The following is a 12,366-nucleotide window of genomic DNA, read 5'->3' as shown; positions in this document are numbered from 1 at the left end:
AGAACACAATACGGCGGCTTGTTCAAGTGTGACCATCTGCAGGGCGATCATTTGGACATATGCTCGCGCAGACTGGTTCCCCAAAATAAGCTGTCGGTAAAGCAGGCGGTTAGACTTCTCGGAGCGTAGTCTGTTGCACCGGGAATAGAGGATAATCCAGTCTGCCACCATGAGGAGGAAGCAGCAAAGTGTGCCGGATTTGTACACTATTCAAAAAAAGGAATCGATCTTGATGGATTTCCTCTCGGTAGCAAGATAAAAAGAACCAACACTTATAAATTGCCGGATTTGTATCTATGGAAGTCCAAAGCGTCAGCTACGATGGGTATGGTCAGCAGGAGACGATTCTTCTGAGGCCGCCATACTCGGAAGCAAAGCCGAATTGTTTTACTGTTATAAACGGAGTTAACGGTACCGGCAAAAGCGCAATCCTCAGAATCATATCGGATGCGGCGCTCGGATTGGAGTCGAGTCGACAATCTAAGCTTTTTGCTCGCGACATCAAAATTTCGATTGTCGGAAAAATTTCGAGAACAATTGCGCTTTCAGGTACCCATAACGACAGGTTCCCGCTGAATTCAGGTATTGAGATTCGGCAAAACATGAACCAGTTTGACCTGCTTCGTTTCTATTATTACGGACCGAAGCAATCTGGGAACTACACGTCTGTTTATAAAGCCGCCAACACCATCGCGCACTCATTGCTTAGCTTCGTTGAGCACCCATACTGGCCTAAGCATTCGTTAATCTCCCTCTTACAGTATCTTGGTTTCGAGCCAGCCATCACACTTTCGTTCGAACTGGGAAACCGTTTCAAAGGCGGTAGATACACGGATTATCTCCGATCACTGGGTCCCAGCTTGGGCCGCTCGCTCGGGGAGCTAAATGGGCCCTCAAAGCTTCCGGAAACGATCCTCGAATCTATTAAATTTGCTGACCATATTGTTTCCTCGGGCAAGCTTAAAGAATTCTTCAGACCATCCAAAAGAGGTAAGTCGATTTCCTTGGACCTCGCTTCTGGCCCTCTTGGTATAGGCGTATACGGCGACGAATTCTTTGATTTCATCGGTGCCGAGCTGACAGGACCACGTCCGCAACTCCTTGCGGACCTAATTGCACTGGGCGTACTAAGCACGCGGGTTTCACTGGTCCGGCGCTGGTCTGGACGAGCATCTGCGCTTGATGAACTGAGTTCCGGGGAGTGGCAGCTGATTTATTCTCTTCTGAACTTGGCAATCAATGTGGAGGATAACAGCCTAATCCTGATTGATGAGCCTGAGAACAGCCTCCATCCTCAATGGCAGTGTAGCTATGTTAGCCTTGTGCGCGAGCTAGTGTCGCACAGAAAGGGTTGCCACGTAATAGTTGCAACCCACTCCCCACTGATCGCAGCATCGTTGATGCCTGAGGATGGAAACCTAGTCCGCCTAGAGCGAAGAATGGATGGCGGTGATCTGCAAGTTGCAATGGAAGAATCCGCATATGGCTGGCTGCCGGAAGACGTGCTTAAAGAGCGCTTTGATATGGAGTCAGTCCGCCCGCCTGAGCTGACGCGCGCGATCAATAATGCTCTTCGACTGCTAAAGTTCAGCAGCGAGCCAAGTCTAGAATTGAAGGAAGCCGCGAATAAAATCCACGCGCTTATGAAATTCCTGCCGAGACACGATCCGCTATTTTCTGTCTTGAACGCGGTGGTCAAGATCGCTTTCAAAGATGAAACAAAGTAGTTTAGGTCGCGGACACTAATTAATGGACAACGGTAAACTCGCGCAAGAATTGATCTCTGCAGACTTGACTGCGCTCTTTGGCGAAATAACAAAGGCGAACCGCCAGTGGACAAGTGAAGCCGCCGCTGTCTTGGATGCCAAGAGCCAGTTAAAAGCCATTCTCTTGCATGCACAGAACGGGAAGTGCGCCTATTGCCGCCGAGCGATCCGCGATGAACCAGGTCATGTCGAGATTGACCATATCTTACCAAAAAGCGCCCACGGGACGGACAGTGCGAACTGGGTGTCAAACGAACGAATATGCAGGAAGGATACTTGCGGCTACGCGGGGTTCACGTTCTTCGCGCACAATCTCGCCCTGACGTGTAAGCGCTGCAATAACAAGAAGGGCACCTACGATCCTCGTAGAGACCGGAGCATTCCGGCGAGCGCTGATTACGTTTTGGACGCTGACTACTATGAGTGGGTGCACATTTATGCTCACGACTATGCAGATCATATTCGCATTTTGGAAGGATTGATCTATCAGGTGGTGGATGGGTCGGCGAATGGCGACGCTGTGATCTCGGTCTGCTTGCTGGACGAGATCGCAGCCGTAGAGAAGGCTGCGGCGGAGCTTAGGGTGAAGAACGCTGATACCATTGGAATCGGAATTGGCAATCTTTTGTCGCAAGTACAGGCAGCAGGTTGGGATTTTATCATCAACCTCGTTGCGGCTGAACATCCGGATATTCCCATCAGCGAAGTTGAGGCAGTCGCCGAGAAATTCAAGGAACTCTACAAGTAACAAGCTACGGCTGAACAAGCGCTGCGATTAGCCCGGCGGCCCCCCACGTTCGTGTGATTCAAGATTGAAGTCTTGGCTCCTTTCCGCGTAAAAGAATGACCCTATGGTGGCCGATATGCCACGCCGAAACACCTCATGGCGTGCGCATCGGTGTCGACCTCAGGATCAAATCAATTCCTATTATCTTTACAGCGTCGATGTCAGCACGACTTGCTATTAAAGTTTGCGCAAACACCTGCAGCGCTGCACAGAGCTTGTCAAAATCCAAGCTATCGCCAGTGACGGGATGGTTCCACGAAGATTGCTTTCCGTTTCGCAATAGTAGGAAAATACCGCTAGATGATCGCTTGTCACGAAGGTAATCGTTGCACAGCTGGTTTTCGACGCGTTCAAACAGCTTGGGGCCAGACCAGCGGTCGGCGATCTTGACTTCGGTCGGCACGGGGCCGTCGAAGCCGGTTGTTAGGAAACGAAGGTCCGGTCTTTTCGCATCAGCTAGTTCGTCCTCTTGTGGAACGACATACCGGCCTTGGGCGCGATCTCGAAGCCATCCGCCTACGAAGTTGCGCAGTTGCGTCTCCTTGGTTGCGTTCACCAATACGTCGGCTATGCTCGTGTCACCATTTTCTAGGTCGTCCTTGAGATCAAGAAGGCGCGAGCACGCAAGTTCGAATAATTGTCGGTGATCGGAAGGCAGGACCTCTGCTTCGCGCGAAAAATCTTTCACATCATTTGGCTGCCATGCGGGCAAATCTGAGTCTTGGATAGCTCGTCCTACGGCATGGGTCATCATCCAAGCCCGAGTCTCGATTTCCGGATAGTTCTCCGCGATTTCTTTGAGTGCAAGGTAGGTTTCCTTACCTGGAATCTCACTCAGCAACTTGAAAACGGTATTCCTCGCGTCTTGGGCGTCATCGCGGAGACCCGGAGAATATACGCCTTTCCCTGCACGTTCGATGTCGTCCTTCCGTTTGATATTCTCATGAAGGACAAAATACAGCTGGCGCAAGTGCCGAGCATTTTTGTAATTTTCCCGAAACTTACCGCTAGACCGTCTGCCACCCAAAAGTTGCACGGCAAAATTCATACAAAACTGCGTCCGCAATGCCTCATTGCTGAGATCGCGTAGGACGCCAAGAAGACTATCAATGCCCTGATCCGGATCAACCGAGACCAAGAGCGCGACGAGGAAAGATTTAGTTTTGACATCCGACGTCTTCGTCATCACGTTGGAACAAAATGTAGAGATTTCTTCGTCCGTAATCATCTCATCGCGAATGATAATAAGAAGCGCATTTTCTAAGCTTCGATAATTCTTAGGCAGTTGGCGGTTAAGTATGTCGATAATCTTCCGAGAGAGGCCGATCTGAAGATCATGGCCATGCCATAGCAAATCCGACAACAGGTAATTGGGGTCTACCTCGTTGTTAGATGTAGTAACTTCCCATTCGATCTCCCCTGCAAATCGGTCATGAACGATCTCAGGGAACACTTTGCTCAAACTCACCAGCCATGCTGGAAATCCATTCATTTCCCACAATGCGTACCGCACTGCTCGGTCTGCTTCCGCTTTCGTCAGCCCGGACGGCCAATCGATGGTTTCGCTGCTTTCAATGGCGATTCCACTGAGCCCGAGTACGATGGCGTGCGGAACGCTGTTCGGATTTTCCAAGCCCTCAGACCGAAGTGTCGGCTGATACTCGCGCCAATAAGCCACCATGCTATCTCGAAACGATTTGGCTACAGCAGAACCGTAGGTCACTTCCAGGTCACTCCAATTGGAATAGGCCCATTTGTTCCTGTCCGGTGCAGACTTGCGCATTTCTGAATGGAGGTTCACCTGGCAACGCCAAACCGACCCTTTCGCCGCTTCTCGATTGTCCAGCATCTGGGTGTGGTTCTCGATGAGCCACCGCCGATTTTGCTCGTAGATTTCCGCATCCCTCTTTTCTCGGTCGCGGCGTCGGCGCTTGTATTCACTCTCCTGCTTTTTCCATTTCCGCTCCGCCTCGGAAAGTTTGGGAGGGCAAAGGCGTTCCTTCATCACAGCTTCCAGCTCCGAATTTCCTTTGACCTTTCGGCGAAGGGCTCTCAATTCTACGGCTGGCCTTCCTGCCTGCACATAAAGGTGTAAGGCCATGGTCAAGGCGACGAGCTTGTCATCCTGATCTTGACGCTCTTCTATCTGCTCGATGAAATATGGGAGGTCTTCAGCTCTGAATTCCCAGTAGTCCCTGAAAATCCGGGCATGCCACCAATCGGTCAGTCGCTCACCATTTTCAGCTAGTTTAAGCTTTCGGGCATCCTCCACGTCAAACCAGAAGAGCGCCTTGTTGAGGTCTCCCCATGACCTAACGGCATCTTGAAAATTATGACGTTCTTCGCCATTCCCGCTCCAGTTCCTATCGAGGGACGTGAGGGATATTGCTCCGAGGCTCGTTCGATCAAGGGCATGCCTAGATTTCAGTGCGATCAATTGTGCCGCGATCATGGCTGCTATGGGAAGAAGCCATCTAAAAGCTTGTGAAAGCTCAAGCTGATTGCGTTCCGCGAACGGTGATCGCTTTAACAGCGGTGACAGCCCATGAAGCGTCTCAACAAGGTCGCCCTCTGAAAGACGGTCCACCAGATTTCGAAGAGATCGTTCGAGGTCAGAGTAGCCTATTTCCTCCGGTTCGATGGTATGTTCCAGACAAGCCAAAAGCTCGCTTATAGGCAGGTGCTCTGGTACGAACAGATCGACTACCTCAGAGAAAAGCCGTCTGCTGGGTTGAGGTCTTGATCTTGCGATCAACGTGGCTGCATCTGTTTTCTGCTGGATGGTCCCTACTACATTCAAAGCCCGTACGGCAGCAATTCGGCTGTACTTATTCTGAGCCGGATCAATGGCGATCTCAAACGCAATATCCTGGCATGAGGCGTACTTTCCTTGCCAAACAAATCCAAGAAGAAGGGAGTTCAGGTTGGGGTCGCTCTTGTGGAGGACGAGCAGCCGGTTGATCGTATGCTCCAAGTCATCGGTCGCGAAACGCCTTATCGCTGAATAATCCAATGAAGAGCGGAATAGCGTTTCCTGTTTAATCCGGTTACACACGTCGCTAATGATCGCCACTCGATCATCGTGTGGGAGTTTCGTTGGATCACCATCGTGGAAAAGAATTTCTGGTGCGATCTTCATCACTCGTTCGCGAATGCGTTGATCGCCGATGGACAGCCAAGGAAGTATTGGCCTGGAGGTAGGCACAACAACTTCCAGGCCATATTGTACCCTGAACAACAAGTTCTCGATTTCGCGGCGGGATTTCCCTTCTGCAATCAGTTCCAGTAGCCAAGCTGCACAAAGGAACTCGCGAACAGAACGATGATGAAATCGAACCGTACCGTATATTGCTTGGTCGAAAATTGGGCGGGATAAAAGAGAAGAAATGTCGTCCGCCGACCAATCGTCCAGCACCTTCGAAGGATCGATGCAGTCGGGGCGCAACTGACTATCTGGCACCTGAATACGAGACATTTTCTGATACGTCACTGCAGCAGCAAGTCGCTTTGCGCCAAGACATGCTTTGCTCCAAGTCAGCGGTCTCAGCCGATCTCGATTTGGATCGCGCTCCCGAAGCCTCAATTCGATATCCGCTTCCAGCAACTCTGCTCGTGTACCAATGCGCCCATTGGTCTTCCAGAAGCTGACCAACTCGATAAAATCTTGGGGGCGCGAGAGGTAGTCTCTGACATCCCGCCGTTCAATCTGGTCAAAAAATTCCTTTTCGTTGGCGACGTTTAACGCACGGGCCAGCTGCTTAACCTGGTCGTCATCCAGATGACCAAGAGTAACGACTCGAAACGTCCCTCGAATTTCTTCTGGTTTCGATGTTTCACCATCATCTTCAATATCGGGGAAGAGCACCTCATTCACGCGTTCCGGCCCTGCCATCTCGACCTTAGGCCGCGTCGCTTCAGCTTCGGCCTGATAAGGTAGCTGGGCAACAAGAAGATCGAGATCAGTCTTTGGACGCCATTCTGAAATTCTGCTTGTTATGAAGATATGGGCACGTTGACCCGCCGACCCGAGCTTTCTGGCTAGCTTTCTGATCGCCTTTTCGAAGTCCCGAGGATCGCTGAGTCTCGCTTCATCGACCGAGTCTAGGAATAGCCAACCTTCACCGTCAGACCTGAGCCAGCGGTCAAATTCATCAAACGTACCGGTTTGCTGGTCATCGAATGCATCTTCTATTCCATCCAGAACATATTCGAGACGAATGAAAAATGCCTGCTTCCCGGCCGCTTTGATCCTCTTCGTCGCTTGCTGTATTTCTATGGTTTTCCCGGACCCAGCTTCCGCGAGAATAATGGTCCGGTATTCATTCTCTAAATCATCCCAATGAATTGCCGATGAGAAAGCCCAACGCGGCATCTCTTCGTAGTCGGCCAGATTTGTAACGTCTTTTGGAACGACATAAAAATTACGACGAAGCTCTATGAATTCATCCATCGACCAGGCACCTGCGACTCGTCAGTTGTCAAATGCTGAATTTCCCGACATTCAGGTTGCTCAATCGCATAGGAGGCTCTAAATTATCTATAAGAAATTCATGCCTACGCACGGACCTTCAGTGTGCGATTGGTATGAGTGTAGTATTCTCCGACTGTATATTTCGGGTCATTTAGCTCTTCTGCGATCATTGACGTAGCGATAATTATCTGGTGCTCGGATTTTGCTATATCCGACATATCCCTGAGTAGTTTCTGGAAGTTTTTACTGCGCCCAGGTTCCATTCCCTTGTCCTCAATGGTGTCCATAATTAAAATACGCGGATGTGAGAAAAGCGGATCGTTTGCGGCAGCGTACAAAAAGGCTGCCAGGAAGCTATTTTTTAAATACACCATCGAACTTGCGGAAAAGAAACTGTCTCCATTGACAGCGATCCGATTGCCGTCGAATTCGAAATCGACACTCCTAGCGTTATCGAATGTGCTCTGACGGGAGAGATCAGCCTTCAGGAATTCTATCGTTATTGCCTCAATTTTTTGGCGGGCCGCTGAAACTCTCTCGCGTGTGCGGGTGTTTTCGTTCTCGATTACCGCCTTTAATAAATCCAGCTCCTGTTGAAGGGTTTCTCTCTCCGTACTTAGCTGCTCGATCTGCGAAATGACCTCACTCTTCCCGGCAAGCTCTTCCAACTGCTTAATGAGGTAACCAGCTTCTCGATTGAGCCTTCGGAGATTGGCGCGGATTTCGGTCGTAGGCGTTTTGACGGAAACGCTATAATGGCGGTTTGCCTGAGCCCACAACTCCTTGACGCTAGCCAACTTTGACCGAAGTTCGCGGATTTCCACGTCGCGCATGTTCTGCAGTTCTAGGGACTGCTCTCGTTGCCGTGAAAATTCGTTGATGAGTTTCAGTGAGCGCGACCGCGTTCGAGACTTGTCGAACGGCTCTTTGCAAAGGGTGCACGCTCCCTCTACACCATGGGCCTCCACCGGCTCCAAACATGATGGGCAAAACTGAAAATCCAATCGGTCAAATTCTTCTATAACGGCGTACGAATTCTGTAGCTGAAACAGTCGACCATCAATGGCGCTTATAAACTGAGCGGAGTCGGCTTGCTCTAAGCTCTTAGTGTTCAAGTCTTCTTCGATTGAAGCGATTTCAGCTTGCAACTGAACTATGCGTTTATAGGTTTCTTCCTGATCATTCAGCGTCAATCGATCATCAAACTGAGCATGAAAAATATCGTTTTCTAACCTTTCGATTTCGGCATTTTTGGCGCTTAGAGCCTCATTGATTGTAACGGTTTCGGCCTCCAACCATTCCCTCGTCAGAGGTGTACGGCCGCGTGAGTGCGCGGCGATGGTGGAGCGAATCTTCGTAACCACCTCGGCGAGTTCTTTAGATGCTTCGCTAGACCTTATTACGGCGCGGTAAAACTTGTCGCTGAACGCACCGCAAAGCAGATCGCCAACTGTCTGCCGAGTGACGGCGTCATCAAATTGCTGCAGCCGAAAGATTCTATCAATGGGGCTTATTTGATCTGCGTACAGGAGCCGCAAGATTTGGTTCATCGTGATCTTGCTCTGGCTTTCACCAGTCTGCACCTCGGGAAGGCCGAGGAATCGAAACAGCACTTGGGAAAAGCTGTCCTTGCTACCACGAGAATAGGGAAACACTTCCCATCCGTCTGCAGCAGAGCCGAGCGCGTCTTCCATTTCACCGATGTAAATCCGCATTGGCCGCACGGGCTGCGCGACGATTTCCCGCGAAAGAGTAATTGCCTTTTCGTTGACAGAAGCTTGGAGAAAAATGCTTTCGCAGTTCAACGCGATCTCGCGCCAGTCGAATAGGTCACCGCCTAAGCCGTAAAACAGAAAATCCATAATAGTTGATTTTCCAGAAGAGTTTTCTCCCCGAATAATATTCAGGCCGGAGTGGAACCTTTCGTCAAAAACGCGCTCTCCTCGTCCAAAAACGACCAGGCGGTCCACTCTGAGATTAGGATGGAATATAGTCATAGCGGAACTCTTCCAATCCAGTTTTGGCTTTCAAACCCATAGCCCCTGTTAAGGGCAGCAAATCCAAAAAATTTCCTATGAAGTTAAATAGAACGTCGTTGGCCGCGACATATTGGCGGACGTTTTCGGCAAGCTTTTCCGGAACCGGCTTGTCGGTCCGCTCGACCCTGTCGTCTCGAAGAGCAGACGGGGACAGGTATCCAAAGGAACAGATACTATTTATGGCGGCCATTTGCGCCGGGCGCATTCGCTTGAACATTATGCGTTTTTCTGGAATTTGCTCGTAGGCGTTTTGAGGATATAAGCGGCCTGTACGGTTCAGCTCTTTTATGAAGCCTGTAATCTTTTTTACCCCCTCAATCTCGGAGACCATCCAAGGGAAGCAAACGAAGAAGTCGTACATGAGAAGGCGTTCAAGCTCGTAACTCGACTTCCGATTGCCATCTAAAAGGCAGAACGCTCGAAATACAGCGTGGAATGGGTCTTGAGCAGCGCTGTAAGAAATATACATCAGTGCCACCTGACGTAGCATTTATCGGCCAGCCAATAGATCATTCCCCGGACGTGATTACGATTGATCAGCAACATATCGCTGCCGTCACCTATCTCATTGAATATTTTATCGATTATTTGATTATCGACGATTTTTTGCATATCTAAATATGACAACTCTCCAATAATCGGACATATTTTCTCATCAAAAACATCATGTATTATCGACAGAAAGTAAGCAAAAAGCTCTTGAGCGGAACTAAATTCCTGATACTTCATAAGCAGCTTCGAGAACTCTTCCTTTTTCTTCAGTGCGGAATAATAATCTATCTTAAAAGTTGATTTTTCAATTTTATCTTTCAAGCCAACGACATCAGCCTCATCTCGGCGATCAACAAAGAACTGCAGGCTCTGCACGAACTTGTCGCGAGCATCCTTGTTCTGAGATTCAATCTGGCTTTCAAGGCGCTTTAGCCAGCCTGCAACTTGCGATGAGCTAACTGAATAATAGTTCTTAATGACATCGCGGCCACCCTGATCGCCATGAACTATCGATCTCGACTGATTAGATAGAGTTGTTTCCATTCGTTATTTCTTCAGATCACGCCCAGCCTGGTCGCCACCGACATGGCTGCCGCGTTGATCTGAGAAATTTGCGTTCCTTCCAAGCCGTAAGCGCTGGACGGTCAAGGTAATGCCACATCCGAGCAGGAAGCCAATCGCTGCGGACAACAAGTCAATGTATTGTTTTATCAGGTCCATGGAATCACCCCACCGTTGTAAATTAGGTATCATGCGTCTGCGCTGGTTGAAAGAGGCGAGGTTATACTTAGAGATGTTTGCACAACCGGGTGTCCGTGCGCCTCGTGGTGGTTGTGCACCTGCCTTGCACGAAGGCTGGCCGTCAGCTTGCTACGGTGTCAGGGGGCGTGGTTTAGGTCATGGTCCCCGGTGAAAACTGTACGAGGGATGCCGGAAGTCAGGGGACGGAGGAGATCGTCCAACTCATGCCCGGAGACATTGCGCTTCTGTCTCAGAGTTTCGGCCAAAGAGAGGACGACATCCTTATGTTCTGCAAGGGTTTTACGTGCTTCTTTCAATGCGGACTGCAAAATGTCATCGATCTCTTGCTGAATGAACGGATATTTTTGAAACAGTGCTGCATCTTTGGTGTCGAGGAAACGGACCGGCAAGACGTGCAATGTGTTGCCCATTCCGAACATACCAACCATCCGGACCGCCAATTCGGTTGCTTCGACAAGGTCGCCTTTCTCCAGGCCGCCGGAAGCCGTTGATCGGTCTCCGATGAAGACTTCCTCGGCCGCAAGACCAGCAAGCTTCATGGCGATCTCCGCACGATAGGAACTCTCGGTGTGCAATGTGACCTGCGGGGCGAATATCATTGTTCGACCGTGAACGTCATCGTCCTGGTCGGCGCGATGGTCATCCGTGTAGATTTCGACCGAGGTGATAAGTCCGATGTCGAAAACCTTCGCGAGAACGGCGTGGCCTGCTTCGTGAAGGCATATTCGCCATAATTCATTTGGCTTTAATGGAGTGAAGACCGGCACCAATTCGACAAGGTCTGCGATCTTAAGTGGTCGGCTTTCGTCTCGTGCACGCTGCCGGACTTGACGGGCGATGTACTCAAGATCGGCACCGCTTTTGCCGTTCAAGTTCCTCGCGACCTCTTTCAAGGCACCGTTCCCAGAGAATTCGGGCAAATAGTTTGTAAGTATTGCCTCTCGCCCTGCGATATCCGGCTTCGACAACTCGATGTGTCTTTCCAGACGCCCGGGACGAAGGAAAGCCGGGTCAATTCTCTCAGGAAGATTGCTCGCCGCCACGATGATTACACCTTCACGGCCGGTAGCGCCGTCCACTGCTTCAAGCATCGCGTTGATGACTTCCAACGTGTACTGCGCATTGTCACCGGAAAGCTTTGCCCGATGTCCAAAAGAATCGAACTCGTCCACCAACAAAATCGAGGGAGCAGACGCCTTTGCCTCCGCAAAAGTCGCGTACATCGCTTTGAGCAGGTCGCCCATGTGCCCTGAACTCTGCCATTGACCGAGTGAGGACGCGATAAAGTGGGCATCGCACTCGACGGCTAACGATTTCGCAAATGTCGTCTTGCCGGTTCCAGGAGGTCCATAGAGCAGAATTCCTTTGTCGACCTCGCTCCAGTGGAGAACTCCTTCCCTCCAAAGCGCAAGATCGCGCTTCAGGCGCTGTGCCCATTCGCCCGCAGCACCAAATGACGACAAAGGAACGATTTGTTTGTTGTTAGCCGCTTGCGATGCGAGTTTCCTAAGCCGCCCGATAGCCCGTTCTGCTAACCTACCGCGACGGAATGTACTGTCGATCAGGCCGACGTCCTGATGCTGAAGGAATTCCCTGTCATCGTCAGAAAGCTCTCCATTTCCCAGAAACCTACAAAGACTAGCAACACATCGGCCATCGAAAACCTCCAGGTCGACTGTCCAGTCCGCCGCCGTCTCGAATTCCGGATGCAGCTCGGTCCCGTTCGGGACGAATACGACCGTTCTTGGTGCGGAGAGGTATCGTTGCGGCTGGAATTCCCATTTTCCCTTTCGGTTCTTGGGGCCGTGACAGCATACGCTGAAATCAAGTGTGTCCCTATTTTTCACTGTCCCGAAACAGATGTCTGCCAAGGCTTCGAAATCGTCCAATGGCCAATGCCTCGGCACTCGTACAATAAGGACACCGCCAGCCTTCGAGAGAAACTCATATTGCCGCTTTAAAATGCGGACTAGAGCACAATATGCAAGGAATTCATGTGGGCTTTTATCCAACAATTCCCTGCCTCGTCTGCTACGCAGACGTTGAGGA

At 50.5% G+C, this 12,366-nt stretch carries 7 protein-coding genes; 2 read left to right on the top strand and 5 right to left on the bottom strand.

From position 1 onward, the window contains the following. The first annotated feature begins 296 nt into the window (after positions 1–296). Together CPJ18_RS02110 and CPJ18_RS02105 are read left to right on the top strand one after the other, a co-directional pair. Positions 297–1,727: an AAA family ATPase gene (locus CPJ18_RS02110; protein WP_103656791.1), complete on the top strand. Its 1,431-nt coding sequence runs from the start codon at positions 297–299 to the stop codon at positions 1,725–1,727. Positions 1,728–1,749: 22 nt separating this feature from the next. Next, positions 1,750–2,514, top strand: coding sequence for an HNH endonuclease (locus CPJ18_RS02105; protein WP_103656790.1), 765 nt, complete (start codon positions 1,750–1,752; stop codon positions 2,512–2,514). A gap of 133 nt (positions 2,515–2,647) precedes the next feature. On the opposite strand, the gene CPJ18_RS02100 is transcribed toward CPJ18_RS02105, so the two are convergent. The 5 genes from CPJ18_RS02100 to CPJ18_RS02075 all read right to left on the bottom strand — a co-directional run bounded on the left by CPJ18_RS02100 (position 2,648) and on the right by CPJ18_RS02075 (position 12,206). Continuing rightward, positions 2,648–7,003, bottom strand: coding sequence for an NACHT domain-containing protein (locus tag CPJ18_RS02100; RefSeq protein ID WP_103656789.1), 4,356 nt, complete (start codon positions 7,001–7,003; stop codon positions 2,648–2,650). Positions 7,004–7,107: 104 nt separating this feature from the next. Next, positions 7,108–9,021 carry an ATP-binding protein gene (locus tag CPJ18_RS02095; protein WP_103656788.1) on the bottom strand — a complete coding sequence of 638 codons (1,914 nt, stop codon included), beginning with the start codon at positions 9,019–9,021 and terminating at the stop codon, positions 7,108–7,110. Beyond that, complete coding sequence (locus tag CPJ18_RS02090; RefSeq protein ID WP_103656787.1) at positions 9,002–9,532, bottom strand: ABC-three component system middle component 5; 531 nt, start codon at positions 9,530–9,532, stop codon at positions 9,002–9,004. Before CPJ18_RS02090 ends, CPJ18_RS02095 begins: the two co-directional genes overlap by 20 nt. After that, entirely contained in the window at positions 9,532–10,098 is a 567-nt protein-coding gene (locus CPJ18_RS02085; protein WP_103656786.1) for an ABC-three component system protein, read from the bottom strand. Before CPJ18_RS02085 ends, CPJ18_RS02090 begins: the two co-directional genes overlap by 1 nt. A gap of 335 nt (positions 10,099–10,433) precedes the next feature. Beyond that, complete coding sequence (locus CPJ18_RS02075; protein WP_167397809.1) at positions 10,434–12,206, bottom strand: AAA family ATPase; 1,773 nt, start codon at positions 12,204–12,206, stop codon at positions 10,434–10,436. Positions 12,207–12,366: the final 160 nt, after the last annotated feature.

Origin of the sequence: Agrobacterium rosae, assembly GCF_002915175.1 — a bacterium.
In the GTDB taxonomy this organism is placed as follows: domain Bacteria; phylum Pseudomonadota; class Alphaproteobacteria; order Rhizobiales; family Rhizobiaceae; genus Agrobacterium; species Agrobacterium rosae.
The sequence above is the reverse complement of the archived record's forward strand: the minus strand, read 5'-3'. Positions and strand labels throughout refer to the sequence as shown.

Bases quoted from the DNA above. Each gene is read 5' to 3' on its own strand.
- CPJ18_RS02110 (WP_103656791.1), top strand. From the start codon at position 297: ATGGAAGTCCAAAGCGTCAGCTACGATGGGTATGGTCAGCAGGAGACG.
- CPJ18_RS02105 (WP_103656790.1), top strand. From the start codon at position 1,750: ATGGACAACGGTAAACTCGCGCAAGAATTGATCTCTGCAGACTTGACT.
- CPJ18_RS02100 (WP_103656789.1), bottom strand. From the start codon at position 7,003: ATGGATGAATTCATAGAGCTTCGTCGTAATTTTTATGTCGTTCCAAAA.
- CPJ18_RS02095 (WP_103656788.1), bottom strand. From the start codon at position 9,021: ATGACTATATTCCATCCTAATCTCAGAGTGGACCGCCTGGTCGTTTTT.
- CPJ18_RS02090 (WP_103656787.1), bottom strand. From the start codon at position 9,532: ATGTATATTTCTTACAGCGCTGCTCAAGACCCATTCCACGCTGTATTT.
- CPJ18_RS02085 (WP_103656786.1), bottom strand. From the start codon at position 10,098: ATGGAAACAACTCTATCTAATCAGTCGAGATCGATAGTTCATGGCGAT.